At 64.7% G+C, this 26,398-nt stretch carries 24 protein-coding genes and 1 tRNA gene; 12 read left to right on the forward strand and 13 right to left on the reverse strand.

Features of this window, described 5'->3' with window-relative positions:
- Nucleotides 1-7: 7 nt before the first annotated feature.
- Nucleotides 8-544 (forward strand): UDP-N-acetylglucosamine--LPS N-acetylglucosamine transferase, encoded by a 537-nt coding sequence (locus AC1DRD_RS19290; protein WP_478031855.1) that lies wholly within the window; start codon nucleotides 8-10, stop codon nucleotides 542-544.
- A gap of 514 nt (nucleotides 545-1,058) precedes the next feature.
- Nucleotides 1,059-2,324: a glycoside hydrolase family 5 protein gene (locus AC1DRD_RS19295; RefSeq protein WP_478031856.1), complete on the forward strand. Its 1,266-nt coding sequence runs from the start codon at nucleotides 1,059-1,061 to the stop codon at nucleotides 2,322-2,324.
- A 117-nt stretch (nucleotides 2,325-2,441) separates the two neighbouring features.
- Here the strand turns inward: AC1DRD_RS19295 and AC1DRD_RS19300 are convergent, their stop codons facing one another.
- On the reverse strand, nucleotides 2,442-2,630 hold the full coding sequence (locus AC1DRD_RS19300) for a hypothetical protein (protein ID WP_478031857.1): 189 nt from the start codon (nucleotides 2,628-2,630) through the stop codon (nucleotides 2,442-2,444).
- 735 nt (nucleotides 2,631-3,365) lie between these two features.
- Between AC1DRD_RS19300 and AC1DRD_RS19305 the strand changes: the two genes are divergently transcribed.
- The 3 genes from AC1DRD_RS19305 to galE all read left to right on the forward strand — a co-directional run bounded on the left by AC1DRD_RS19305 (nucleotide 3,366) and on the right by galE (nucleotide 6,509).
- Nucleotides 3,366-4,052, forward strand: a complete 687-nt coding sequence (locus AC1DRD_RS19305; RefSeq protein ID WP_478042675.1) for a class I SAM-dependent methyltransferase — start codon at nucleotides 3,366-3,368, stop codon at nucleotides 4,050-4,052.
- Nucleotides 4,053-4,569: 517 nt separating this feature from the next.
- The gene (locus tag AC1DRD_RS19310) at nucleotides 4,570-5,508 is read left to right on the forward strand and encodes a UDP-glucuronic acid decarboxylase family protein (RefSeq protein WP_478042676.1); all 939 of its coding nucleotides are present in this window, start codon (nucleotides 4,570-4,572) and stop codon (nucleotides 5,506-5,508) included.
- Entirely contained in the window at nucleotides 5,505-6,509 is a 1,005-nt protein-coding gene (gene galE / locus AC1DRD_RS19315; RefSeq protein WP_478042677.1) for a UDP-glucose 4-epimerase GalE, read from the forward strand. The genes AC1DRD_RS19310 and galE overlap by 4 nt, the downstream gene beginning before the upstream one ends.
- On the opposite strand, the gene AC1DRD_RS19320 is transcribed toward galE, so the two are convergent.
- The 3 genes from AC1DRD_RS19320 to AC1DRD_RS19330 are packed head-to-tail and all read right to left on the reverse strand — an operon-like array spanning nucleotide 6,487 to nucleotide 11,567.
- A complete protein-coding gene (locus AC1DRD_RS19320; protein WP_478042678.1) occupies nucleotides 6,487-8,280 on the reverse strand; it encodes an ABC transporter ATP-binding protein in 1,794 nt (597 codons plus the stop codon). The genes galE and AC1DRD_RS19320 overlap by 23 nt on opposite strands.
- Nucleotides 8,281-8,286: 6 nt before the next feature.
- On the reverse strand, nucleotides 8,287-10,299 hold the full coding sequence (locus tag AC1DRD_RS19325) for a glycosyltransferase family 2 protein (RefSeq protein ID WP_478042756.1): 2,013 nt from the start codon (nucleotides 10,297-10,299) through the stop codon (nucleotides 8,287-8,289).
- Nucleotides 10,296-11,567: a glycosyltransferase family 2 protein gene (locus AC1DRD_RS19330; RefSeq protein WP_478042679.1), complete on the reverse strand. Its 1,272-nt coding sequence runs from the start codon at nucleotides 11,565-11,567 to the stop codon at nucleotides 10,296-10,298. Before AC1DRD_RS19330 ends, AC1DRD_RS19325 begins: the two co-directional genes overlap by 4 nt.
- Before the next feature lie 71 nt (nucleotides 11,568-11,638).
- Between AC1DRD_RS19330 and AC1DRD_RS19335 the strand changes: the two genes are divergently transcribed.
- Complete coding sequence (locus tag AC1DRD_RS19335; RefSeq protein ID WP_478042680.1) at nucleotides 11,639-12,679, forward strand: glycosyltransferase family 2 protein; 1,041 nt, start codon at nucleotides 11,639-11,641, stop codon at nucleotides 12,677-12,679.
- A gap of 488 nt (nucleotides 12,680-13,167) precedes the next feature.
- Complete coding sequence (locus AC1DRD_RS19340; RefSeq protein WP_478031868.1) at nucleotides 13,168-13,461, forward strand: hypothetical protein; 294 nt, start codon at nucleotides 13,168-13,170, stop codon at nucleotides 13,459-13,461.
- Between the two features lie 30 nt (nucleotides 13,462-13,491).
- Here AC1DRD_RS19340 and AC1DRD_RS19345 read toward each other — a convergent pair whose 3' ends face one another.
- Together AC1DRD_RS19345 and AC1DRD_RS19350 are read right to left on the reverse strand one after the other, a co-directional pair.
- Nucleotides 13,492-14,172 carry an anti-sigma factor family protein gene (locus tag AC1DRD_RS19345; protein WP_478031869.1) on the reverse strand — a complete coding sequence of 227 codons (681 nt, stop codon included), beginning with the start codon at nucleotides 14,170-14,172 and terminating at the stop codon, nucleotides 13,492-13,494.
- The gene (locus AC1DRD_RS19350; RefSeq protein ID WP_478032031.1) at nucleotides 14,169-14,633 is read right to left on the reverse strand and encodes an RNA polymerase sigma factor; all 465 of its coding nucleotides are present in this window, start codon (nucleotides 14,631-14,633) and stop codon (nucleotides 14,169-14,171) included. Before AC1DRD_RS19350 ends, AC1DRD_RS19345 begins: the two co-directional genes overlap by 4 nt.
- 105 nt (nucleotides 14,634-14,738) lie before the next feature.
- Here AC1DRD_RS19350 and AC1DRD_RS19355 point away from each other — a divergent pair, with 105 nt between their 5' ends.
- Nucleotides 14,739-15,968 (forward strand): S8 family serine peptidase, encoded by a 1,230-nt coding sequence (locus AC1DRD_RS19355; protein ID WP_478031870.1) that lies wholly within the window; start codon nucleotides 14,739-14,741, stop codon nucleotides 15,966-15,968.
- Between the two features lie 69 nt (nucleotides 15,969-16,037).
- Entirely contained in the window at nucleotides 16,038-16,922 is an 885-nt protein-coding gene (locus tag AC1DRD_RS19360; RefSeq protein ID WP_478031871.1) for a hypothetical protein, read from the forward strand.
- A 180-nt stretch (nucleotides 16,923-17,102) separates the two neighbouring features.
- Here the strand turns inward: AC1DRD_RS19360 and AC1DRD_RS19365 are convergent, their stop codons facing one another.
- The 6 genes from AC1DRD_RS19365 to AC1DRD_RS19390 form a co-directional block, all read right to left on the reverse strand.
- A complete protein-coding gene (locus tag AC1DRD_RS19365; protein WP_478031873.1) occupies nucleotides 17,103-17,678 on the reverse strand; it encodes a c-type cytochrome in 576 nt (191 codons plus the stop codon).
- A 33-nt stretch (nucleotides 17,679-17,711) separates the two neighbouring features.
- Nucleotides 17,712-18,902, reverse strand: a complete 1,191-nt coding sequence (locus tag AC1DRD_RS19370) for a copper resistance protein B (RefSeq protein WP_478042681.1) — start codon at nucleotides 18,900-18,902, stop codon at nucleotides 17,712-17,714.
- Nucleotides 18,899-20,824: a copper resistance system multicopper oxidase gene (locus AC1DRD_RS19375; RefSeq protein ID WP_478042682.1), complete on the reverse strand. Its 1,926-nt coding sequence runs from the start codon at nucleotides 20,822-20,824 to the stop codon at nucleotides 18,899-18,901. Before AC1DRD_RS19375 ends, AC1DRD_RS19370 begins: the two co-directional genes overlap by 4 nt.
- A 122-nt stretch (nucleotides 20,825-20,946) precedes the next feature.
- Complete coding sequence (locus AC1DRD_RS19380) at nucleotides 20,947-21,516, reverse strand: RNA polymerase sigma factor (RefSeq protein ID WP_478042683.1); 570 nt, start codon at nucleotides 21,514-21,516, stop codon at nucleotides 20,947-20,949.
- Nucleotides 21,513-21,953 carry a periplasmic heavy metal sensor gene (locus AC1DRD_RS19385; RefSeq protein WP_478042684.1) on the reverse strand — a complete coding sequence of 147 codons (441 nt, stop codon included), beginning with the start codon at nucleotides 21,951-21,953 and terminating at the stop codon, nucleotides 21,513-21,515. The genes AC1DRD_RS19380 and AC1DRD_RS19385 overlap by 4 nt, the downstream gene beginning before the upstream one ends.
- The gene (locus AC1DRD_RS19390) at nucleotides 21,950-22,231 is read right to left on the reverse strand and encodes a hypothetical protein (protein WP_478031880.1); all 282 of its coding nucleotides are present in this window, start codon (nucleotides 22,229-22,231) and stop codon (nucleotides 21,950-21,952) included. Before AC1DRD_RS19390 ends, AC1DRD_RS19385 begins: the two co-directional genes overlap by 4 nt.
- Before the next feature lie 332 nt (nucleotides 22,232-22,563).
- Between AC1DRD_RS19390 and AC1DRD_RS19395 the strand changes: the two genes are divergently transcribed.
- Both AC1DRD_RS19395 and cueR read left to right on the forward strand, forming a co-directional pair.
- Nucleotides 22,564-24,915, forward strand: coding sequence for a heavy metal translocating P-type ATPase (locus AC1DRD_RS19395; protein WP_478042685.1), 2,352 nt, complete (start codon nucleotides 22,564-22,566; stop codon nucleotides 24,913-24,915).
- Nucleotides 24,912-25,301: a Cu(I)-responsive transcriptional regulator gene (gene cueR, locus AC1DRD_RS19400; protein WP_478031882.1), complete on the forward strand. Its 390-nt coding sequence runs from the start codon at nucleotides 24,912-24,914 to the stop codon at nucleotides 25,299-25,301. Before AC1DRD_RS19395 ends, cueR begins: the two co-directional genes overlap by 4 nt.
- 76 nt (nucleotides 25,302-25,377) lie before the next feature.
- Here cueR and AC1DRD_RS19405 read toward each other — a convergent pair.
- Nucleotides 25,378-25,467, reverse strand: a tRNA-Ser gene (locus AC1DRD_RS19405).
- A gap of 162 nt (nucleotides 25,468-25,629) precedes the next feature.
- On the opposite strand from AC1DRD_RS19405, the gene AC1DRD_RS19410 reads away from it, so the two are divergent.
- Nucleotides 25,630-26,373, forward strand: coding sequence for a DUF1134 domain-containing protein (locus AC1DRD_RS19410; RefSeq protein WP_478031883.1), 744 nt, complete (start codon nucleotides 25,630-25,632; stop codon nucleotides 26,371-26,373).
- The last annotated feature ends 25 nt before the right edge of the window (nucleotides 26,374-26,398 follow it).

A 26,398-nucleotide genomic window follows, 5' to 3' on the forward strand; every position in this document is an offset into this window, starting at 1 on the left:
GGCGAACATGACGCCGGGCCCGGTTTCGCCGACAGCGGTGCGCGGCCGGTCGCCGCCGGCACCGCGTGATCGCGGCGGAAGCCGCATCGCCGGGAATCCGCCTCGGCTGCTGGTCGGCGCGTCCGGCGGCGGGCACTGGATCGAATTGCTGCGGCTTCGCCCGGCCTTCGCGGGATTCGACGTCGCCTATGTCTCGACGTTCGACAGCTATGCCGAGGTGGTTGCCGGCCAGCGTTACTACACCGTACCGGATGCGTCGCGCTTTCGGCTGAAGACCTTCGCGCCGGTGTTTGTCCGCGCGCTGCTGATCCTGTGGAAGGAGCGTCCGGCGGCGATCCTCACTACCGGATCGGCGCCGATGCTGCCATTTATCGTTCTTGGGCGTCTGTTCGCCGCAAAGACAATCTGGATCGACAGCATCGCCAATGCCGAACATATCTCGACTTCGGGCCGTATCGCGAAGCGGTTCGCGCATCGTTGCCTGGCGCAATGGCCCAATGTCGCCGCAGATGAAGGCATTGAATTCTGGGGGAATATTATCTGACGTCGCGGCGCGCGCCCAGGTTGCTTAACTTGCGTCAATCAAAGCCCGGCGACGATGCCTGACCAATGGGTCGGCGCGCGACGGCCCGCGACCCTACCTCTTTCGGATTACTTGCTCGGTACGGCCACTCCGCTAAGTAGCGTCCAAGAACGCAAAATAGTAAGGGTCACCGACAATCTCACTCCAACGATCTAATCCCTAATTTTCGGCCAGTCATCACAAAAATAGCGCGCTCTATGCTTGCACGCTATGGAAGTGGCGCGTCGCTCCGATAGCCAGTCTGGCGGATTCCGCAAGCGGCTTCGCTGCTGTGGTGCGCCCGTCTGGGCGGCGACATACCGACAACTGCTTCTTCTTGCCGGAGATTCCGATCAACATCGCCGTTGCAATGGCGCTTGCGTTGCGCAGGCCGCCAATCGCGATGCGTAGTGACAATTTACTTACCTATTTCGATTATCATTGGGTTTCTTCTTGATAATTGATGATTTTACTTGATTTATGAGGAAGACGGGCAGTGACACTTCAACGTGAGACCGGTAACGATGCCCCGCCGAGCCGTCGCAAGATGCTGCATTGGCTGGGCGCCGGCGCCGCCATCGTGCTGACAGGCTGCGGAGGCGCGTCAGGCAAGACCGGCACGGCGCCGGGGAAGAGCGGCGCGAAGGGCCCAACGCCGACGCCCAGCCCGACCCCTACGCCAACTCCTACACCCACGCCCACGCCGACGCCGACGCCAACACCTACGCCGACGGCCAGCCTCCGTCGTGGCGTCAATCTGTCGTCGATCGAAGGGACGCCCGACCACCTGCCGGGCTATCTCAACGGCGAGGTATTCGTCATACCCGACGGTCACTTCACATATTACACGAGCGTCGGGATGGACCACGTCCGGCTGCAAGGCAGCTGGGAACGCCTGCAACCTCGTCTCAACGGCGCCCTGGGCGAGCAATTGCTCGACCATTATTCCGATCCCAACAACCCGTTGCGCAACCCCGTCAACCTGGTGAACCGCTATCTGGATCTCGCCGCGCGGAACAACCTTCGTGTGATCCTCGATCTCGCGCACAATTATGGTCGCCGCTATGTCGGCTATAACGGCACCTGGGCGAGCAAGACCCAGGCGCAACTGGGGTCCGCCCAGCTCCCCGTCGATGCTTTTGTCGACTATTGCGTCAAGCTCGTGCAAACCTTCGGCAGTCATCCCGCGGTCATGGGCATCGAGTTGATGAACGAGCCGCACGATCTGGCGATCGGGTCCAGTGGCTGGCAGAGCGCGTGCCAGAGCGCCATCACCGCTATCCGCAAGATCAACACCTCGATCTCGATCTTCATCGATGGCTATGGATGGGCGAGCGCGGAGTCCTGGGCATCGAACAATCCGACGATCCATCAGCTCAGCGACCCGGCCGGCCGCACGATCTTTTCCGCGCATCAATATTTCGACGCCAATTCCAGCGGCGTCTATGGCGGTGGAGGCGAGGCGGCGCCCAGCAATACTCAGCTCGGCGTGCAGCGCGTGACCCCGTTCCTATCATGGCTCGCACAACATGGCCTGGAAGCGAAGGGCCATATCGGCGAGTTCGGCGCGCCCAATCGCACCGAGTGGATGCCGATCGTTCAGAACTTTGTCAGCGCGGTCAACGCTGTCGGTCTACCGATGACCGTGCATCAGGACGAACCCTATCCCAACGACAGCTATACGATGAATGTCTTCCCGCAGACCGATTCCACGGGAGCGATCGTTGGAGCAGATAAGTTGATCATCAAGGCGATCATGTGATCGCCACCGATCGCCGAGCACCCTGAGGTACCGACGGCCGATGCCTGCGGGCAGCGCTCGCGTCCGGACCGCAGGGCAAGCATGACCCCTATCGCCAAAGCATCACCGACGACTCGCTCAGTTCAGCGGCGACGGCGTGTTCCCCAGTAGCCAGGAAAGTAGACGGCTCAATTCCGCCAGACCCATTTCGTCATCGCTGAGTGCGCACATGCACAGACCTTCGATGATACAGGAAAGATCCGTTCCGGAAACGCTACTGACAATGCCCAGGCCATTTAGCAGAGATTGAATATCGATCACATCCATGGTCGCGTACTCTATATGTTTATCCGTGAAAGCTACATATACTTACGCACTGAAGCTACCACTTAAGTATTACACGTTCGCATGTTGGCCGATCAGATAGGTCAACGGCAATTGGTTGCCAAAGAGGTGTAACTTTTCCTTAGCAGAAAATGTGGCTCTTAAAATCCCCACAAAGCGGTAGGCACACATTCGCCTCATGATCGGCGTCGATCTCGATATCAATCCTGATGCTGACACCGGTTTTCGGGCCAGGCATTCGGCGGCCAACGCTCGTTGTCGCGTCAAAGGAAGGACAAACTCCGCGGATCGATGGCGACCAAACCCGCCTTCGCAACGGCTCCGTTATCTTCGGTCTTGGTGGGATACCGCACCGCCAGAAGCTCCTTAACCGCATCTGCTATGGGCCGCTCAGATAATTCAACCAGGCTCCACCCTTGTGCCGACCGGATATCAGACACCGGTCTCCGGGGAAGGATCGTGGCGGCCCGATGCCTCCGGACACGGGCGGCACTCAAGGTGCGGCTACCGGTTCGGTGCGCCGTTAGGCATCGGCAACCTATTGGTCCAACTGTGAATATTGCTCGCACGCCAATGAACGGCCGTTACACGCGCCTCGGGCGCTAGCACCTATTCCCACGAGAGGGATTATCTACTTCTTTTCCGTGGCCGTATTTCGCGCTGGGCCTAAGATATTTCCGCATAACGCTCGCGGTTTGCTAGCGGCGGGGGCACAGCATGTTCGGTATCAAAACAAGCACAGTCGATGCGATTGCAGATACCCCCGGGGTTCAGCAAATATTGCGCAAGCTGCGAAGCCGTCAGCACGTGTTCGAGAGATGTTATTCGCAACGGCTGTGGGGAAGCGCGGAAAGTGGCTCGGGATGCGGTTCCGAGATCGCCGCGACCGATGATCTGCGTTCCTATCTCCCCGACCTGGTCGGCCGGCTCGGGGTCAAGCTCGTGCTGGATGCCCCGTGCGGCGATTGGAACTGGATGCGCCTCGTCGATTTCGGTGAGGTAGAGTATATCGGGGCGGACATCGTCCCGAGCGTGATCGATGACAATCAGTCGCGATACGCGCGCCCAGGAGTACGGTTCATCCTGGCCGATCTCGCGAAAGACCCGCTGCCGCAAAGCGACCTGATCCTGTGCAGGGATTGCTGGGTGCATCTGTCTTTTCAGGATATCGCGGCGATGCTGGAGAACTTCCGCCGGTCGGGCGCGACGTGGCTATTGGTCAGCGACACGCCTTCCGCCGGAAGGAATCTCAACAAGTTCACGGGTGCGAGTTGGCGACATCTGAACCTGTCACTGGCACCTTTTCACTTCCCACCGCCGCTCGACAGACAGAAGGATCATCACGCCGATGTGCCATTCCAGATCTCCCTATGGCGGATCACCGACCTGCCAAGCATAGAATAGAGATGCCGCTCCGGCGCCGGTACTTTTTATGCAGGCCTGACCGCCAACATCGGGGACAATATATATGTCTTGACCAGAAAGCCCCGAATGCCGAATGTAATCACAAGTGGGCAGTTATGGTGCTTTATCAGCAGCTTGATATCAAATAATGGACGAGGCTGGACCGGCCTGGAAGGCCGTTTTGATATTCACGGGGCACCCAGCCAATCGAAAATTTTGGCCGTTAAGTGGATTTCCGAGTCTCTTCAGACCGCCGGAGTTCGCAACTGCGACATCCGACCGAAAAGGCCGCCGGGCGGAATGCCGGTGAAGCGGCCGTTCACTGACCTGATTGAAACGCGTCTCAACGGATTTCGACTCAATTTTCGCGGCGTCGGGGAACCGGTCGGGCTGTCGTCGCTTCTAGCATCATGCATTTTGATGTTGCGTTGCAGCACCGAGACATATGCCGATTGTGGCATAGCACGTTTTGACGACGCGCCCGCGTAGAACGCCGTCGCGGCGTAAAACGATTCTAGTGACGGGAGGCGCCGGCTTCCTCGGATCCTTTTTGTGCGAGCGGCTGCTCGAGCGGGGCCACAATGTCATCTGCGCCGATAACTTTTTCACCGGCACGCGCGACAATTTGATGGCGGTGATCGATCACCCGCAGTTCGAACTGCTGCGCCACGACATCACCTTCCCGCTCTATGTCGAAGTCGATGAGATCTACAATCTCGCCTGCCCGGCGAGCCCGATCCACTATCAATACGACCCGGTGCAGACGACCAAGACCAGCGTCCATGGCGCAATCAACATGCTCGGCCTCGCCAAGCGGACCGGCGCGAAGATTCTTCAGGCCTCGACCTCCGAAGTCTATGGCGATCCCGAGATGCATCCCCAGCTCGAAACCTATTGGGGCCACGTCAATCCGATCGGGCCACGCTCTTGCTACGACGAGGGCAAGCGCTGTGCCGAGACGCTGTTCTTCGATTACCGGCGTCAGCACCATATGCCGATCAAGGTGGCGCGCATCTTCAACACTTATGGTCCGCGCATGCAGCCCGACGATGGACGCGTGGTCTCCAACTTCATCATGCAGGCACTGCGCGGCGAGCCGCTCACGCTCTATGGCGACGGGCAGCAGACCCGCTCCTTCTGCTATGTCGACGACCTGATCGACGGCCTCATTCGCCTGATGGAAACCGGCGATGACGTCACCGGCCCGATCAACATCGGCAATCCTATCGAATTCACCATGGCAGAGCTTGCCCACCATGTCCTCGCGCTGACCGGCAGCACATCGCCGATCGAGCACCGGCCGCTTCCGCTGGACGATCCGAGGCAGCGCCAGCCCGACATCACACTCGCACGCACGCTTCTCGGCTGGGAACCGACGGTGCCGCTGGAACAGGGATTGACCCGCACCGTCGACTATTTCCGGACGCTGGAGCCGGTCTCGGGCCGGCCGACATGAGGCGCACCGTGCTGGTAACGGGCGGTGCCGGCTATGTCGGTGCGCATTGTTGCAAGGCCTTCGCCGCGGCGGGCTGGAAGGTGGTCGCCTATGACAACCTTTCGCGCGGCCATGCCGATGCGGTGCGATGGGGACCGCTGATCCATGGCGAAATCCTCGACGCGCCGACACTCGACAAGGCGCTGGACGAGGTTCGCCCCGATCTGGTCGCGCACTTCGCCGCCTTTGCTTATGTGGAGGAATCGGTGCGCCAGCCCGATCTCTATTACCGCAACAACAGCCTGGGTTCGCTGACATTGCTCGATCGCATGCGCGCGGCGGGTCTTTCCAAATTGATCTTCTCCAGCACGTGCGCGACCTATGGCGTGCCGCGGGTCGTGCCGATCGACGAGAATCACCCGCAATCGCCGATCAACCCCTATGGCTGGTCCAAGCTGTTCGTGGAACGCATGCTCGCCGATCATGCCGTAGCCTATGGCTTGGACAGCGTCGCGCTGCGCTATTTCAACGCTGCCGGTTGCGACAGCGACGGATTGATCGGGGAATGCCATGATCCCGAAACACATGTGATTCCGCTGGCGATCGAAGGCGCGCTGGACGGAGAGCGGCCCTTCACGGTGTTTGGGACCGATTTCGACACGCGCGATGGGAGTGCCGTCCGCGACTATATCCATGTCGAGGATCTGGCGCGGGCCCATGTGCTGGCGGGCGAATGGATCGCCGGAAACAAAGGCTTTCACGCTTTCAATCTCGGCACCGGCAAGGGCACGACCGTCTTCGAAATCGCCCATGCCGTGGCGGCGGCATGCGGTTCGGACCGCGCCATCAAAACCGGTCCGCGGCGCGCGGGGGATCCGCCGATATTGATCGCCGATCCGACCAAGGCGCTACGCGAACTGGGCTGGAAAGCCGAACGGTCGGACATCGACACCATCGTCCGGACCGCGCTCGCCTGGCACCGGCGGACCCGCCGATCCGCTAACCCGCCTCAACCACTCTGACCGGACCGGCATCCGCCGAACGCAATATGTCATCCGGCGACCCGGCGCCGACGACACGTCCTTCCGTCAGTCGAACGACATGATCGACGGTGCGAACCGTCTCCAGACGATGCGTGATGATCAGCATCGTGCGGCCCGCGAAATGCGCATGCACGCTTGCCCGCACCTGCGCTTCCAGTGCGCCGTCGAGCGCGCTCGTGGCCTCGTCCAGGATGAGCAAATCGGGCTCGCGCAGTACCGCGCGCGCAATGCCGACGCGCTGTCGCTCCCCGCCCGAGAGATTAAGCCCCTGCTGTCCAATCCAGCTTTCATCACCGTGTGGCAGCCCCGCCAGGAAATCGCCCAGCCCCGACAGCCGGTAGGCGTGCGCCAGCGCGACTTCGTCGGCATCGGGACGCGCCATCCTGACATTGTTGCGCACCGTGCCCTCGACCAAATCGATGTCCTGGCCCGCGACGGCGATCTGTCCCAGCCAATCGGCGCGCCGCACCGAAGCGAGCGGAGTGTCGCCAACCATCAAACGGCCCTGATCGGGCTCGTAGAGACGCAGCAGCAGGTTGACGATGGTCGTCTTGCCCGATCCGCTCGCCCCGACCAGCGCGGTTACCTTGCCGCGCGGAATGGTCAGGCTGACATCGCGCAGCACGGGCTGGCCGTCATAGCCAAAGTCGACGCCCTCCAGCATGATCGCGGAATAGTCGATGGGAAGCGGCTCATGTCCGTCCTCGGGAAAGGTCTTGTCGGCCCGATCGACCATGGCGCGGACGGCGCGAATCTGAGGTTCGGTATGGGATAGAGAAAGCAGATTGTCCTCGAACTCCCGCAAGTGCGGCTGGAGCCTATACAACAGTGCGACGATGGTAAGCGTCGCCTGAAAATCGATCGCCAACAGATTCGCGCCCGCCACGATCAAGCACAGGATGGCGAGGTAGCCCACTTCGGTGGCAGGCCCGATCGCGGCCGACAGCCGCTCGACGCGCGTCAGGCCCTCGCGGGCGGCAGCGGAGGATTCGACGAAATGGGCGTGCTGAGCGCTCTCGCGGCGATAGGCGCGGATGGCGCGCATTCCCTGCAGCGTCATCAGCATCCGCCCGCCCATCGACTGATGCTCTGCCTTCACCGTGGCCCCCAAAGCGGCAACGGGCTGCGACAGTCGGCCGATGAAGACCGAGACAAGGATAGCCGAGATCGCGGCGGCAAGCGTGATCTGCCACGACAGCACCAGGATGAACGCGGCGAAGACGAGGATCGCCGACAGGTTGATGATGATCCGCGTAAACGCTCGGTAGGCGCTCGCCACAGCCCAGCTGTCCGTGCCCAGAACGTCCATCAGCTCGGCCTGGCTGTGCCGGCGAATGAAATCGTAGGACACTTCGAGATATTGGAGGTGGATTGCATTGCGCGCCGCCTCGCTGATTTGCGCGCTCAGCGCTGCTGATATCCGGCTATACCAATAAGCGATCCACCCGCGCAGAACGATCAACGCGAAGATCGCCACTGCCAGCGGCGCGGTGCCACCAAGCAGGTGCATTGCCCATTCGGCGGCGGGGCCGAACATCCGCGTCATGCCATTGCCGCTGCCCAGCCGGCCCATCGTCACATACAGGAAGAGGATGACCAGGCTGATGCCGATGGTCTCCGCCAAGGACGCGACGAGGCCGAGGAAGATCAGCAACGGTGCCGCCCGTCGCGCCGCCGGCACGATTTTCAGCAGTGCGCGAAGATCCCGCAGTGTCGATAGGCGCCCGGTGATCATGCTGCCGATGCGCATGCCCGGCTATCCTGCGGCCATGGCGCGGTCGGGATCGCCGATTGCGAACCGTACATAGTGGGTTTTCCAGCGCGGCGAACGGCCAAGGCGATGCCGTGCCCCCTTCGCAAGCCGACGGGCCAAAGGACCGACGACGAGCCGCAGCGCCTGCCCCGGCGAGGTGCAAATTAGATCAAGAAAAAAGCGCCACACCAACGTGAAGTCACCGCGCTCTGCCGCCGACAACGCGCACCATTCGAGGTAATTTACGAGGCCCTCGGTAATCGCCGCCCGCGATTCCGGATGGCGCTCGACCATCTCGTCGGCGACGATGCGCCACGACCGCAACATCTGGAGCATATCGCTCGACATATTGCCGGGCAGCGTCCGATAGCCCGTCAGCGGTTCCGGAACGAGCGCGAAGTCGTGATTCTCGGCGATGCGGAAATAGATCGAGAAATCCTCGCAGCCCTGCGCTCCCCGCGCGCGCAAGCCGGAGTCGAAACCGCCAACCTCCTCCAACACGGCGCGCCGGATCAGCGCCGCGCTGCCGTTGCCGATGAAATTGCCCCTGAAGATGTCCTGCAGCACCTGTCCTCGGGCATTGGGCCGATGGCCGACGCTGATAACGCGGCTGTCCGGATCGATCCGCGCATACCAGGTGTAAGCGAGCCCCGCTCGCCCCCCGGCCGCGTCGAGCGCTTCGAGCTGGCGCGCGATCTTCGTCGGTGCCCAGAGGTCGTCGGCATCGACAAAGGCGATCAGGTTGGCCGCCGCGGATCGCCATCCCGTATTGCGCGCCGCCGCTACGCCGGCATTAGGTTGCCGCATCACGCTGACGCGGGGATCGACTGCCGCATGGGCCAGCACGGTTTCGACCGTGCCGTCGCGGGAGCCGTCGTCGACGACGATGATCTCAAGCCGGCGATGAGTCTGCGCTCGCACGCTGCGCAGGGTCTCGTCGATCGTCCCTTCCCCGTTATAGGCGGGAATGACCACGCTCACGAGCGGAGCATCGGTGCCACCGATGCCGAGCGACCTGTGCAGGCTATTCCGAACCGCGCGGCGCAGCCCAAGATCGTCGAGCTTGGCCAACAGGCCATCGACGATATCCTCCATCCAGTCGGCACGCGCCGCGAGCGCAGCCGGTGAGCAGCACCCGCCCACGCACAGGGCTTCGAGAATCATCGATGCCAGTGGCCCCGCCTCGCCGTTCGCGATGGAGGTACGAAACGGCGCCGCCAACTGACTGCCTTGCGCCGCCGCGATCGTCGCGCACCACAGGGTGAAATAGGCCGACGCCTGCTCCGCGGCGGATTGCGCGAGTTCCGCCTGCGCGCCCTTGTCGCGGAGTGCGGCAAAACCCCGGCCGATCACGCTCAGTCCGTCGGCGTGGAGTTGGTCGACCTGCTGCGATAGCGAACCGGGATGCAACCGATACGGGGCGTGCAGCCCCGGCACGGGCACGAAAGCCCCCCGTTCGATCGCCAGTCTTTGCCATAGATCCCAATCTTCGCAGGTTTGGAGATCGGGGTCGAAGCCACCGATCGCTTCCACATGGTCGCGCGAGACGAGCGCCGCGTGCACGGCAAGGCCGTTGCGCCGGGCGAAAAGCTGCCCCGCGTCGGCGATCTCCCGGCTGAAGCGCGGGAGGAAGCCGTGCCCGCCCGCCGCGACGCGCATCGAGCCGCAATAGCTCGCCACGGCATCCGGCGCGGCCTCCGCGGCATCGAACAGCCGGCCGAGCTGATCGGGTGCGAGCCAATCATCGGCATCGAGGAAGAGCAGCCGCCGCCCGTTCGCGATGGCGATCCCTGCGTTACGCGCCGCCGATACGCCGGTGCCCCGGGTGGATCCGATGCGAAAACGCGGATCGCGGGTAGCGTAGCGGTCCGCAATCTCCATGGTGGCGTCGGTAGATCCATCGTCGATTACGATCGCCTCCCAATCGCCGAAGCGCTGTTCGATGACGCTGTCCAGCGCGGCCGGCAGCGTGTGGGCCGCGTCGCGTGCCGGAACGATGATCGAAACCGCGCTCATCCCCGGCTCGCACGCGCATGGCGCAGATAATATGCGATCCCGGCGAGGAACCCTGCAATCTCTCGTCCTAGAAACTGGTTCTCGGGCCGCTTTCCGTAGCGCAGCCGTTTCCAGCTGCGGCCGGCATAATAGCGCGGCAGGAAATTGAACGCGCGCCACAGGTTGCCGCGATTGCGGCTGCGCTCATATTGCACGAGCAACGCGGCCGAATGCCCCTTCATATAATGGTAGATCTGCGAGCTGAGCCCCGCGAGATCGCGGCGGTGATAGTGAAAGGCGACGGCGGCCGGCTCGTAGCGGCAGACGCCGCCCTTGCTCAGTATCCGGTGCCAGAATTCGGAGTCGCCGGAGCAGCCGGCAGCACCCACATCCAGTCTTTCGTCGAACAGTCCCGCCAGATCGAAGGCCGCACGGCGAAACGCCATGCTCGCGCCCGCGCCGATCTGCCAAACCTCACTGCCTGTCTTCGTGTCGGCGGCGAAGAATTCGGCGCCGAACAACTGTGGATCATAACCGCGCCCGAAACCCCAGTGTCGCTCGAAAATCTGTTGCGCCTCGGTCTCGAGCTCGGCGGGGAGAACGAGCCCGGTTGCCGCCATCGCCGTCCCATCCTCCAGCGCGCCGGTCAGCCGTTCGAACCAGGACGGATGCAATCGCACATCGTCATCGGTGAAGGCGATGATATCGCCACGCGCGGCGCGCACGCCGGCATTGCGGGCGATATCAAGGCCGGGGCGGTCCTCACGGACATAGATCACGCCCGCGGCCTCAGCAGCGGCGCGCGTTCGCCCATCGCGCGACGCATTGTCGACGACGATTACCTCATCGGGTGTCCGCGTCTGTTTCTCCAGCGAAGCGAGGCAGCGGATCAGTTCTTCCGGTCGATCGCGCGTGCAGATGACGAGCGATGCCGTCGCACCCGTCGATGGGGATCTCGCCGAGCGGTACGCGCCGGCATCGGGCGCCGTCTCTGCCAGCTGTGCCCAATGTCGTGGCAGATCGATGAGTGTTCCGGGGGGACCCTGATCGATTACCTGCCCCACCGGTCTATCGCCCCGCCAAAAGACGAGCAGGGTTTCGGCCTCGATGCGGAGGAGAGGCTGCAATCCCGCTGCGGCATCGATGTGCTCGATCTGGATTCGGGGCATAAGCTTCTCCATCGACTCTTTGTCCGACGAAGGGTGCATCAACAACGTCGCATTGGCGCCGATTGCGGCAATGCGGTCCTGGGGCACGACGGGCGCCGCCTCGAAAGCGCCCTCTTCCATGGTATTTTGTGTCGATGGGCAGGGTACCCCTTCGAGGAAGCGGCGTGGGAGAAAGCGGGATCAAGGTTTCAGTGGTTATTCCTGCGTACAACGCCGGGCAGACACTCGATCAAACACTGGCGAGTGCGCGTGGCCAGTCTCATCGCCATCTCGAGATCATCGTCGTCGATGACGGCTCGACGGACGATACCGCGGCAGTAGCGGCGGCGCATGGTGCCGAGGATCCGCGCGTCTCGGTTATCAGCCAGGCCAATGCCGGCGTGGCCGCGGCGCGCAACGCCGGCGTTGCGGCGGCGGAGGGAGAGTTTGTTGCCCTTCTCGACGCCGACGATCTCTGGGCCCCGCGCAAGATCGAGCAGCAACTAGCGGTATTCGCCAGGAGCGATGCTCGGGTCGCGCTGGTATATACGTGGTTCGCGCTGCTCGATGGCCAGTCGCGCATAATCAAGTGGGGGCCGCAGATACGTCACGAAGGGGACGTGCTCGATCCGCTCGCTTATTACAACTTCATCGGCAATGGCAGCTCGCCGCTCATTCGCCGCACCGCGATCGAGGAGGTCGGCGGCTTCGACGCGACGTTGCGCGCACGGGGCGGGCAGGGATGTGAGGACTGGAAGCTCTATTTCGAGATTGCCGAACGTCACCATTTCGCGCTGGTTCCGGAAGCGCTCACCGGATATCGCCACACCCACAATAACATGTCCAGCAACGGGCTGCAGATGTTGCGATCGCGCGATCTGTGCATTGCCGACCTGCTGCCGCGCCATCCGGCGCTTGAAAGTCGATTCCGCGAAGGGCGCAACCGGCTGAGCCGCGCGCTCTTCCATCGTTCGATCGCTCGGCGGCGTTTCGGCGAAGTCGCGTCGCTAGCGGCCGCGATCGGGCGATATGACCCTGCGTTCCTGATAAGGTTGCTCGGAAAGCTGCCCGCAAGCACCCTCATGACGCTGCGCGCGCGCTACGCATCGGGAAGGGGCTCGCAATATCTGCGGGAGACTTGCGTTCAGGCCCCCGAGCTAGCGTCGCTCCAACGCACTTTCTATTGCAAGGCTCCGCCGCCTCGACCGAATGGCAATCTTTCTCGACCTGATAGCGCCGACTGCCTCCGTTAGCGGCGCGTCGGAGAGACCGAATTTCGCTAGCCGCCGTCATCAACCTTATGGCGTTTGTTATCGGGTCGGCGGTGGTGCTAAGCGGCTTCCTGCCGCGCTGATCGCCTGCAACACCAATGCAAATATGAAGCCAGAAACCTGTAGAAATGCGTGAGTAGAAACGGACTCTGACTCCGTCAATTGAGGTTCGAATCCTCACGGGGCATCCAGCATCCTTCAGTTAAGCAGGCCTTCCTTCGCGCGAGGAGCATCCATCTGCGGACATCCGGCTGGTCAAAGCGAAAATGCGATTCTATATGGCCAGCATGACCATGCGCGCGATTCTCGACGTAGCGGCCGGGCGTCTTCGCCCGGACCTTGCGCGCGCACGAATGCGGGATACCCAGGCGCGAATTAGCATCAGCCGGATCGGCTGATCCGGCGCGTCGTCGGCCGGGCGTGATCGAGCGCCCCGCCGTTCCTGCCCAGCTTCTTGAAAGTAATTCAGCGTGCTTCCTGGTCAAACTCGCGCCCCACGTGCGCCCAAAACTGCTCGTCCAAACCTCGTCCGCCTGCATGTCAGTGGCGACGTCTGCCCCAATCTGCTGCCGCGCCTGCTCGGCCTTGTCGCGCAATTCGACGAGATCCCGTACGGCATCGCGCTCACCCGGCACCGCGCCAGCCTCAAACTCTCGATCGACCTCGGCCGGCTGGAGGACCCGCGCGCGGAAACGTTGCTCAACAAGGTGGCGGTTATTCCGACCGTGCGCGGCGCGCGGCTCGTCGCACTGCGACGCGACTAACGCGTCGCCGCCTCTAGGCGCGGGTGGCCCTTAGCGCCACCCCGAGCCGCGCGCCGCTGCTTCCGCCTTTGCGTCGAGCGGCTCGCCGGCCATCATGTCCTGCGCTGCCGCCATGAGGTCGGGATCGGGCGATCCGGCCTGCGCATAGTCGCCACGCTGTGTCGTCGATCCCTGCTGCGTGCGGCGCAGCGCCCAGCCGGACGCGTCGCGACAGGCAATGCCGTCGGTCGCGCTCGAGCTGAACACCCGACAATAAGCACCCAGTTTGTCGCGGAAGCTGACAGCCACCTTCACCGCCCCGTCGGCGCCACCGATTTGATTATCAAGAGCAGCGGCGAGCGATCCCGAGGCGTATAGCCCGCCTGCTCCCGAGGAGACGGGTCCGCGTGACATGCTCATTCCGATCATCAGGCCAAGCACCAGGCACGCCGCCAATGCCGCCGCCGCGCGCCATCGCGTCAGGATCGGGCGCGTCCCGGGCGCCGGCAAGTCGACGACATTGCTTTTCAACAGAGCGGCCAGCCGGTCGGGAACCTGCTCGTCGGCAATCGGCGCAAAGCTGTCCGAGATCCGCTTGCGCAGCGCGCGGTGGCGTTCGACCTGTTGGGCAAGCGCCGGATCGCCGGCCATCGCGCGCTCGACCCGCTTGGCGTTGAGCGGATCAAGCTCGCCATCGGCATAGGCCATCAGCATTTCGGGCTCGATCGTCACGCCGCTTCTCCAAGATCGAGCATCAGCGCCTGTCGGCCCCGCACCAGCCGCGAGGTGAGCGTGCCCATCGGGATATCGAGCACCTCGGCCGCTTCCTTATAGGCCAGGCCCTCGACCAGCACGAGCGCCACCGCCTCTCGCTGTTCATCCGGCAATCGCCGCATCGCCGCGTCGACCTCGCCAAGCGCGACACGCGCCTCGGCTCCGCCGTCACCGCCCACTCCCGCCCCGGCCTCGGCATCGACAAAGGTCTCCGACGCCCTGCCGCGGGCACGGGCGGTATCGATCCAGGCATTGCGCATGATCCGGTACATCCAGCTGTCCAATCTCGTTCCAGGCTGCCACGATCCGCGCGCAAGCAACGCCTTTTCGACCGTCATTTGACACAGATCGTCGGCGTCCGCCGCGTCGCGGGCGAGCGCACGCGCGAACCGCCGCAGGCGCGGCAGCAACGCAAGCATCTCGTTTTCGAAAGCGGCCAAGCCAATTCCCTTCGTCTGGATGAAACGGATGGCGTCGCCCGTTTAATCCACGCAGAATGATTTTTGCCAGGCGAAAGGATTTGCGTGCTGCGTCACATGGTCATTGCCCTGATCTTGCTCGCCGGCGCCACGGCGGCGGGCGCGCAACTCGTGCCCAGGCTTCCCGCTCTCCCGATCGACGTGCCGGGCCTGCCGGTCGCACGAGGCTTGGCCGATGACGTACTCCGCGCGCCCTCGGACGCCGCACGCATGCTCGACCAGGCGCGCCGCGCCACGATCGCGCGGCTGATCCACGACAATCCGGACCGTATCGCGCTCGACCCGGACGGCTTTCCGGCGCGCGCCGGGGAAGTCGTTATCGACGATCCGAAGGATGACGTGATCGCCGCGGCCGTTGCCAAGGGATATCGCGTGATCGAGCGTGGCGACGTGCTGGGCGTGGGTTTCGCTCGCCTTGCGGTGCCCGGCCAACAGTCTCTCGCGTCGGCGATAAGGGAAATTCGCAGGCTCGGCGGCGAGGTCAGCGCGGATCAACTCCACATGCCGAGTGGAGCCATGAACGGTCGCCCCGCTCCGGTGGCAAGCGGCGACGGCACGCTGATCGGCGTGATCGATGGCGGCGTTGCCGGGGCGGCCATCTCGACCGGATTCGCCGCCGGCGCGCCGCGAGACAATGACCATGCCACCGCCGTCGCATCGTTGATCGGCGGGTCGGGCAATGTGCGCGGCGGCTTGCCTGGCGCGCGGATCGCTTCGGCCGATGTCTATGGCAGCGATCCCGCGGGCGGCAATGCAACCGCGATCGCGAAAGCGCTGGGCTGGATGGTTCAGCAGCGCGTGCCGGTGGTGACGATCAGCCTGGTCGGACCCGCCAATCCGTTGCTGGCCAAGGTGGTGGCGGCGGCACAGGCGCGCGGGCTCGTGATCGTGGCGGCGGTCGGCAATAACGGCCCCGCCGCGCCGCCGGGGTTTCCCGCTTCGTATCCGGGCGTGATCGCCGTGACCGGGGTCGATGGGCGCAACCGCGTGCTGATCGAGGCTGGGCGCGCGAGTCATCTCGATTATGCGGCGCCCGGCGCGGACATGCTGGCGGCGGGGATTGCCGGTCGGGTCTTTCGAGCGCGGGGAACGTCTTTCGCGGCGCCCTTGGTCGCGGCGACGATCGCTCGCTTCTATCCGTCGCCTTCGCCCACCGCGATTGGCGCCGCGCTCAAACGCGTCGACACGGTGTCGCGTGACCTGGGACCGCGCGGGCCCGACAAAATTTATGGCCGGGGCCTGGTCTGCGGTGAGTGTCGAACGCCCGCGAAATAATTTTTCCGCAGCCGCGGGATTAAAACCGTGTCGGGCGCCGTTCTCCGGGCAGAAACAAGGAGAATGGTCATGATGAAGATCCTGTTTGGTGCGGCAACGCTCGCGATCGCGATCGCCGCGACCCCGGCTTCGGCGCAGCTGCTTGGCGGCGGCGGCGGTCTTGGCGGCACCCTCGGCGGAACGCTTGGGGGAACGCTCGGCGGGGCCAGCGGATCGCTCGGCGGTTCGGGCAATGGCTCGCTGGGCGGTATGATCGATCGCATGCCGGTCGATACCGACACCGCCACCTCGACGCGCAGTTCGAGCAGGACGCACAAGAGCGTCGACACCCGCAAGGGCAAGGTCAGCGCATCCAATGCGAGTTCGACCGACACGAATGCGAGCAACAGCAGCCTGATCGGCGACAACGCGCTGACCGGCAGCGGATCGGCAGCGGGCAGCGCCGGCACCGGCATCGACGCACAACTGGTCGGCACGGATGCTGTTCGCGGGACCGCCTCGCGCGCGACCGACGCGACGCGCAACGCGGTCGATCGGACTCGGAACGCCACCGGCGCGGCGGCCGAGCGCGCTCGCGGTACAGCCGGCAATCTGTCGTCCAGCGCTCGGTCGCTCGGCGGCAGTGCGTCGGGCAGCGGCAGCGCCGCCGGCGCGGGCACGCTGTCCGGACTTGGCGGCGCGGCCTCGGGCACGGGCAATCTGGCCCTGGCCGGCAGCGGCGCGGCGAATGCGGGCGCCTTCCCGGTGAACCCCGGGATGGCCGTCACCGACGCCAAGGGGCGTACGATCGGGACCGTTCAGTCGGTGCGCTCGACCGCTCGCGGTACGGTACAAAGCGTGCTGGTCCGCGTCGGCAAGAAGACGGCGGATCTGCCGGCCGCGAACTTCTCGGGCTCGGGCAGCGCTTTGGTCTCGGCGATGGGCAAGGGCGACGTCAAGGACGCCGCTCAATAGCCGAACGGTACGGGTCGCGCCCCTGGATAGCACGCGGCCCGCATCCTGACGGCGCGTCCAGCACCAAGCTGGGCGCGCCGTTTCTCTAGCCCGCGATCCATGCCTTCAGACCCGCGCTTGCACAGGCGTTCTTCGTCATCATGCCTCCAATCCGGGATCGCCTGCCCTTTGCCGCGATGATCATTTCATGCCGGGCATGTCCTTCATCATCTCGTCATGGTCCTCCGGTGCACTGGCGACGAGGCGCTTATATTCTTCGGGCGACATGCCCGGCAGCCGGCGCACGAACGAGACCATGTCCCAGATCAATGGATCCGGATGGGTTTTGCCCCAGGCCGGCATCGCACTCAGCTTGACGCCGTGCTTGATGATCCAGAATTGCTCGCCCGCGCTCAGGTCCTGCGCTTTGGCAAGATCGGGCGCCTGCGGATAAAGACCCTGGCTCAACTCCGACCGCTCGACGCCGGGGCCGAGATGGCAGCTCGAGCACATTTCGCCGTAAAGGCCGGCTCCCGCCGCAACGCGCTGCGGCGAATTCAGATCGGCGGGCGGTGTGATGCCGCGCGCACGAACCGCGATCGAGCGGTCGCGCAGGCTTTCGATCAGCGAATGAACGACAGGTGTGTGCGGTGCATCGGCCGCGATATTGTAGATACCGAAATAGACGAAGGCGGCGGCGAGGATCAGCCCCAGCGCAGCGAACACGCCGACGAACGGGATGCTCGGTAGGTGGCGCCGCATCGTCTCTCTGTCCATCATCTTCCTCCTGTTGCCGCCGCCGACGATCGCTCAGAACCAGAAGCGCATGCCGGCGACGAAGCTCGTGGTTGTCGGATCCTTGCCGTCAGCGCGCACGTAGTCGGCGGTGCGGCCGGTCTTCGCCTCGTACGAGACGCCGATATAAGGCGCGAACTGGCGGCTGATCTCGTAGCGCAGCCGCAGCCCGAGCTCGGCGTCCGTCAGCCCCGAGCCAAGCCGAATCTGGGGCGCATCCTGCGCCGATAGATTGAGCTCGACGCGCGGCTGCAAGATCAGGCGCTGGGTGATGCGCTGGTCGTAATAGCCTTCGAGGCGACCGAGCAACTCGCCCTTGTTGCTGAGGAAGACCGCACCTTCGACTTCGAACATATAGGGGGCGAGGCCTTCGAAGCCGACCGTGGCATAGGTTCGCGTGGGCGACGGCTGGAAATCGTGCCGTACCCCGGCTTGCAGGTTGAAATAGGGTCCGATCGCATGGCTGTAGAGTGCCTGGACTTCGGCAGTTTCGACACCCTCGCGAAACGCGCCTTCGCCTTCGGACTTGAGCCACAGCCGATTGATGTCGCCGCCGACAAATGCCTCGCCATCCCAGCGGTAGCCGTCGCGACCTTCGCGCGCCTGATATTCAGCGAGATTGAACATCACCTGGTAGAATGTCCCGCCACCCTGTTCGCGCATCGCCTGCATGCGTGCGCGCTCCATTTCCCCGGCGGGGAAAAGGCGGTCGGCGTAATGATCCATCGGCGGGGTCGGTGCGGGTGCGTTGCCCGCAGGAAGCGCGGTGCCCGTCTGCTCCATGCCCGGCATCGCCATTTCCGGCATCGCGCCCATGTCGTGCCCCTTGTGGTCGCTCGACATGTCCATCCCGGGCATCGCCGGCTGGGCGGCCGGCCCGCCGCTTGGCTCAGGCTGCGTCATTCCGGGCATTGCCGGCATGGGCTGCGCACCGGGCTTGGCGGGCGGCATCGCCATGCCCGGCATCGATCTGTCCATCGCCGGCGCGGGCCCCGCGGGCCTGGTGCGGGGCGCAGCCTTGCGCCGCGCGATTGGCTTCTTCGCTGCGGCTTTTTTGGTGACGGGCTTCCTTGCGGCCGGCTTCTTTGCCGCCGGTGCGGGCATTTTCATCCCGGGCATGTTCATCCCCGGCATGGTCTGGGCGACAGCGGGGGCGGTGAGCACGAGAGCGGCGGTCGCGAACGCGGCGGTGAGGCGGCGGCTCATGCCGCCTCTCCCTTCGGCCGCACGCTGACGATGCGCATCATGCCCGCCATCATGTGGTACAGAAGGTGGCAATGGAACGCCCAGTCGCCGACGGCATCGGCAGTGAAATCCCAGGTCACCTTGCCGCCGGGCTGAACGAGGACCGTGTGCTTGCGGGGGCCGTGATCGCCATGTCCCGTGACCAATTCGAAGAAGTGGCCATGGATATGGATCGGGTGACTCATCATCGTGTCGTTGATGAGGTTCACCCGAACCCGCTCGCCCTCGATAAAGGGGATCGGGTCGTGCACGTCGGACATCTTCTCGCCGTCGAACGACCACATGAACCGCTCCATGTTGCCGGTCAGGTGGATGTCGATGCTGCGCGACGGCGCACGCACGTCGGGATTGCGGTCGAGCGCCATCAGGTCCCTGTAGACCAGCACCCTGTGGCCCGCGTCCTCTAGCCCCTGGCCGGGTTCGCCGGTGCGGTCCATCGGCATGGGCGCGATCGTCTGGACGCCCGGGCCTTTCTTGACCTGGGGCGCGTTCGAGAAATCGCGCATCTTCATCGAACCCATGTTCGCGCCGCCCATATCCGCGCCGCCATTCTGGCCGGACATCCCCGCCATCTTGCCATGGTCCATGCCGGCCATGTCACCGGAGGCCATGCCGGGCATCGCGTCCGTCCCTTGCGGTGCAGCCGACAAGGCGGCACCTGACGTTGCCAGCCTCGCCGAGCGGTTCTGCTCGGCGCTCGGATCGATGCCGCGCTGCGGCGCCATCCCGCCCGAATTGTCCATGCCCTCCATCCCGGGCATGCTCGACATGTCCATCCCCATGTCCTTCATGGTCGCGATCGGGCGCTTCCTGAGCGGCGGGACTTCGCCGACCATTCCGGGGCGAGGTGCCAGCGTGGCGCGCGCCATCCCGGATCGGTCGACCGCTTCCGCGATGATCGAATAGGCCTTGTCCTCTGACGGTATGACGATTGCATCGTAAGTCTCAGCGACACCGATCTGGAATTCGTCGACCGCAACGGGATGGACGTTCTGGCCGTCCGCCTGGACGATCGACAGCGACAGGCCGGGAATGCGGACGTTGAAATTGGTCATGGCGGAGGCATTGATGATGCGCAGCCGCACGCGCTCGCCGGGCTTGAACAACGCAGTCCAATTGTCGCGTGGGCCAAAGCCATTGACGATATAGGTATAGGCGGAGCCGGTCACGTCGAGGATGTCGGTCGGATCCATTCGCATCCGGCCCCAGTCCATCCGGTCCTTGATCGGCTGGTCGCGCTTGGCAAGCAGCCCGGAGAGCGTCTGGCGCTGAAAGTTGAAGTGACCCGGATCGACCTTGATCCGGCGGAAGATCTCCGCCGGCGACAACGCACTATGATCGGCGAGCACGAGCACATGTTCGCGGTCATAGTGCACGGGATCGGTGCCCGCCGGGTCGATGACGATCGGCCCATAATGGCCGAGCTGCTCCTGCAACCCGGAATGGCTGTGGTACCAATAGGTGCCCGATTGCCGGATCGGAAATTCATAGCTGAAGGTCGAGCGCGGTTTGATGCCGGGGAAGGAAACGCCGGGCACGCCGTCGAACTGGGTCGGCACGAGCATGCCGTGCCAGTGAATCGAGCTGTCCTCGTCGAGCGCGTTGACCACGTTGAGCCGGACCTTCTGCCCTTCGCGCAATCGCAAAAGCGGCGCGGGCACGGTACCGTTGACCCCGATCGCGCTCATTCTGCGACCGTCGATGACCATTGTCTGGCGCGCGATCGTCAGCGTGATATCCTCGCCGGAAAGCGTCGGGAGCGGTCGCACGATGCCAGCCGAATTGGTTTGCGCCCAGGCAGGCAACCACGCCGCCAGCGCGAGGCCGCCTCCCGCGAACGTGGCGCCACGCAGCAACTGGCGGCGGTCGATGGTGTCGGTCATGCTGGTCCTGGGTCCCGTCTTCAACTTGGGCGTCTGAAAGGCATACGCACGTCGTGCGCGTGCCCCTCACTTTTCCCGGACAACATGGGATCTGACACTATGTCAGGGTCAAGCACCGCGATTCAGCCTCTGCCGAGGCGCTCGGCAAGCTTGGCGCGCGCGCGGCGTATGCGTGTCTCGACCGCCTTCTCGCTGATCGACAATATTGCAGCGGTCTCGCCCTGACTCAGCTCGTCGATCGTGTGCAGGATCAGGGGCTCGCGGAGCGCCGCCGGAAGCTCGGCGATCGCACGCGAGAGGCGCGCCATTTCCTCGCGGCCGGCGGCCTCCGCGTCGGGGAGCGTGCGATCCTCGGCGATCTGGTTGCTGGTGTCATCAAGCGGCAGAGCGAACGCGAACAATCGCCTGACCGCGCGCCGGCGGCGCCAATCGCGGCACTTGTTGAGCGCGATCGTCACGAGCCAGCGCCGCATCGGGCGGTCGGGCTCGTAGCGCACGAGCGCGCGGTGCGCGGCAACGAAACTTTCCTGCACGAGGTCGAGCGCCTCGTCGGCATCGCCGACATTGTTCGCGATGATGCGATACAGGGGCTCGCGGTGGCGGCGCATGATCTCCGCGAAGGCGGAGTCGCGCCCGGCGATGCTGAGCGCGGCCAGCTCGCCGTCGGTCAGCGCGGTGAGATCGAGCGTCACCGCGCGTCGACGGTCAGCGCCTTCACCACCGCCTGATCGAATGTCGCCGCCTGATCCGGCCGCAGTATCTGTCGCATCGCGAAGATATGCGCGAGCGTATCCTTCTGGAGCTCGCCCATCACGGCATGCGAAGCATCGACCGCGGCGGCGACCTGCGGACCATTGCCGTGCTCGGCCTGGATTGCGCCCGCGAGTCGCGCATTGGCGGCGCGTAGCTCGAGCTCGAGCGCGCGACGGCGGATCGCGAAGCGCTGCTCAAGTGCGTCGAGCCGAACCTCCTGCCCCCGATCGAGATGTAGTTGATGGTGGAGCACCTCATGGAGTTCGGTGCCCTCGTCTTGCGGCACGGGAACCAGCGCGCGGCCGATAAACACCCCGGCGATGCCGGCCAGGAACGCCACCACCGCGATGACGATCGTCCAGCGCAGCGGTTTCACTGGCTCGCCGTCAGCAGGGTCGACGGTGCGAGCGGGCTCGAGGGACCGAACGGCGAAAGCGTGTCAGGTGCCGCCTTCGCCTGAAGCGAACCGCCGCTTATAATCCCGAGCGTCAGCGCCGCGACAACGGCGACGGCTCCGATTCCAATTCCGTGTACGGTCGTCGTGCCTGCACGGTCGTGCAACCGCCCGAGCACCGCGCCTTCGATCGACATGAGCCCCGGGTGCGCCGGTATGGTCGAAAGCCGTCGAAGGGCCGCGTCCAGATCCTGTTCCATAACCATCTCCGCTCGCCCTTTCTCGCTCTTACGCGCCGGGCGAAGCAATCCCTCAAAAAAAACGTGCGGGCCCCGAATCGCAAAATTTCTGTGCTGATTGATGAGGGGTTGCTGGGGCGAGATGCGTACTCCTGATTGCCGACGTCTTGTCGGCCCTCCGGAGAATGCCGCTTTTGCGTTTTGCCCCGATCAGCGCGGCCGTGCTGCTCGTTGCGCCGGTTGCGGCTTATGCCCACTCCGATCGAGATCGCCGGGCCGGGGCGGCATAAATTCGGGGCTTGACCCTGACATGATGTCAGACCTCACATGGGGTGGCATCGGAGGACCGTTACATGAATCACGCCGACCACCATGCCCATCCCGCAAGCGGCTGCTGTTCCGGTCACGCCCTGACCGAGGGCCAGGTGAAGGACCCGGTCTGCGGCATGACCGTGGATCCGGCCGCGACGCCGCACCATGCCGAGCATGATGGGCAAGACTATCATTTCTGCAGCGCCGGCTGCCGCGCCAAGTTCGTGGCCAGCCCTGAATCCTATCTGGGTGGCGCCCGCCCAGAACCCGAGGCGGCGCCAGGCACCATCTGGACCTGTCCGATGCACCCGCAGATCCGTCGCGACGGTCCGGGCACGTGCCCGATCTGCGGCATGGCGCTCGAGCCCGAAGAGCCGTCGCTCGACGATGCACCCAATCCCGAGCTGGTCGACTTCACGCGGCGACTATGGGTGTCGGGCGTGCTCACTTTGCCGTTACTCGCGATCTCGATGGGCGCCGAAATGCTCGGCATCCGCCTCGTCGACCCGAAGTGGTCGCCCTGGGTGCAATTGCTGCTGACGGCGCCGATCGTGCTGTGGGGTGGATTGCCGTTTTTCGAGCGCGGCTGGGCGTCGCTCAAGACCCGGCACTATAATATGTTCACACTGATCGCGATCGGCGTTGGCGCGGCGTTCACGTACAGCCTGGTCGCCACGGTCGCGCCTGGCCTGTTTCCGCCCAGCTTCCGGCAACACGGCATGATGATCCCGGTCTATTATGAGGCGGCCGGCGTCGTAGTGACCTTGGTGCTGCTGGGACAAGTGCTCGAACTCCGCGCCCGCGCGGCGACCGGGCGCGCGATCCGGGCGCTGCTCAACCTCGCGCCAAAAACGGCGCGCCGGATCGATGCCGACGGCGGCGAGAGCGAAGTGCCGTTGGGCGGAGTCATGGTCGGCGACAGGCTGCGCGTGCGCCCGGGCGAAGCGATCCCGGTCGACGGCATGGTTATCGAGGGCCGTTCCCCGGTCGACGAATCGATGCTGACCGGCGAGCCCGCGCCGGTGCTCAAGGAGGCACAGGCGCGGGTCACCGGCGGCACGGTCAACGGCACCGGCAGCCTGGTGATCGAAGCCCGGGCGATCGGCTCCGACACGGTGCTCGCCCGGATCGTCAAGATGGTCGCGCAGGCACAGCGCAGCCGGGCGCCGATACAGGCGGTAGCCGACCGCATCTCGGGATGGTTCGTGCCGCTGGTCGTCGCGATCGCGGTCGCCACGTTCGTAGTGTGGAATTTGGTCGGTCCCGAGCCGCGCTTCGGCCACGCGCTGTTGAACGCAATCGCGGTGCTGATCATCGCCTGCCCCTGCGCGCTCGGGCTCGCGACCCCGATGTCGATCATGGTCGGGACCGGACGCGGCGCGCATGCCGGCGTACTAGTCAAGAATGCCGAGGCGTTGCAGGCGCTGGAAAAGGTCGACACGCTGGTGATCGACAAGACCGGAACGCTGACCGAGGGGCGGCCCAAGCTGATCGCCGCCGAGCCTCTCGGCGACCTGGGCGAAGACGCGCTGATCGCCGCCGCGGCGGCGGTCGAGAGCCGTTCGGAGCACCCGCTGGCGCGCGCGATCGTCGAGGCGGCCGAGGCGAGACGCCTGGAGCTGGCGCCGGTCGAGGATTTCGAATCGCAGACCGGGCTCGGGATCAGCGGGCGCGTCGGCGGGCGCGCGGTAGTCGTTGGCAATGCCGCACAGATGCAGCGCGTCGGAATCGATCCGGCGGCGTTGGACGAAACCGCCGAACGTCATCGCAGCGAAGGCGCCGGGGTCATGTTGGTGGCGATCGAGGGACGGCTGGCCGGTCTGGTCGCGGTCGCCGACCCGCTCAAGGAATCGGCCCGCGACGCGATCGCCGCGCTGCACCGCGACGGGCTCAGGATCGTCATGCTGACCGGCGACAGCCGCGGCACGGCAGAGGCGATCGCCCGCCAGATCGGCGGGATTGACGAAGTCCATGCCGATCTCAAGCCCGAGGACAAGGCGCGCATCGTCGGCGAACTCAAGGCGAAGGGCGCCACCGTGGCGATGGCCGGCGACGGCATCAACGACGCGCCCGCGCTGGCAGCGGCCGATGTCGGGGTGGCGATGGGGACCGGCACCGATGTCGCGATCGAAAGCGCGGGCATGACGCTGACCAAGGGCGACTTGTCGGCAATGGTGAGGGCACGCAGGCTCGCACATGCGACGATGGGCAATATCCGCCAGAACCTGTTCTTCTCGTTCCTGTTCAACGGGATCGGCGTGCCGGTCGCGGCGGGCGTGCTCTACCCGGTCGCCGGGATCCTGATGTCGCCGATGTTCGCGGGCGCGGCGATGGCGCTGTCGAGCTTCACGGTGGTATTGAACGCGCTCCGACTCAACGCGGTGAAGCTATGAACATCGGCCAGGCCTCGGAAGCGAGCGGCGTCTCGCAGCGGATGATCCGCCACTACGAGAAGATCGGGCTGATCCCGCGCGCGCCGCGGCGCGACAGCGGTTATCGCGATTATTCGCCCGCCGATCTCCACCGGTTGCGCTTCATCGCCAATGCGCGCGACCTCGGCTTTCCGATCGAGGACATCCGCACATTGCTTGACCTGTGGAACGACCGCAGCCGCGCGAGCGCCGAAGTCAAGGCATTGGCCACGACGCGAGCCAGAGAACTCCATCGCAAGGCCGAAGCGCTCGAGGCGATGCGACGGACGCTGATCGACCTCGCCCAACGCTGCCACGGCGACACCCGGCCCGACTGCCCGATCCTCGATAATCTGGCGAGCGAGTGAAGATGCCGCATGGCATTGCAACTGCCGGCTGCAACCGCGACGCCGCCAATGGCACTCGATCACGGTGCCGGCGTTTTGGCGGAGACGGAGGGATTCGAACCCTCGATACGGTTTCCCGTATGACGCTTTAGCAAAGCGTTGGTTTCAGCCACTCACCCACGTCTCCGGTTGCGGCAGAATGCGGGCCTATAGCGAGCGTCCCCTAGGTGATCAACCGGGGGTTTCGACTCGGTCGGGCGCGGAATAGACTCGGATCGCCGCTGCGTTCATTGCCGGGCAATCTCCGCCGGGCTTAGCGTATGGCATGTATGGGTTGGGGTTGGGGGCGATGATGCGCCGTTTATTGACTATTCTGTCGTTGGCGATGCTGACGATCACCGGGCCGGTCGCCGCGCAGATGACCACGATCGATCCCAACAAGGCGATCGATGGCGACCTGCAACGATCGCCGCCGCCACCGCCACAGCCCGCGCCGTACACGCCGCCGCCCGCCAATCCGAGCGTGCCGGCCTATGACGAGGCGCCGCCGCCGCAGGACGAGACCGCGACCACCACCACTGCCCCGCCGCCGATCCCGCCGACCACCGGCCCGACTTATGGCGACGACGACGTGCTCGACGCGGCTGAAGGCGTATTCGGCAAGGGCGCCAAGGGTCTGGCCGGGATCATCGAGAAGACTCTGAAGAATCAGGGGCGGCCCAACGCCTATATCGCCGGGCGCGAGGCATCGGGCGCGTTCGTCGTCGGACTGCGCTACGGCTCGGGCACGCTCAGCCACAAGGTGGCGGGCGACCAGAAGATCTATTGGACCGGCCCATCGGTCGGGTTCGATGTCGGCGGCGACGCCACCAAGGTGTTCGTGTTGGTGTACAATCTCTACGACACCGAGGATCTCTACAAGCGCTTCCCGAGCGGCGAAGGACGACTCTATTTCGTCGGCGGATTCTCGGCGACCTATCTCCGGCGCGGCAACATCGTGCTGATCCCGATCCGCTTGGGCGTCGGCTGGCGCGCCGGGGTCAATGCCGGCTATATGAAATTCACCCACAAATCGAAGTGGATGCCGTTTTAAGGCCGAATGCGGCAGCGGGCGCCCT

The sequence above is a fragment of the Sphingomonas sp. P4_G2 genome (assembly GCF_056401155.1).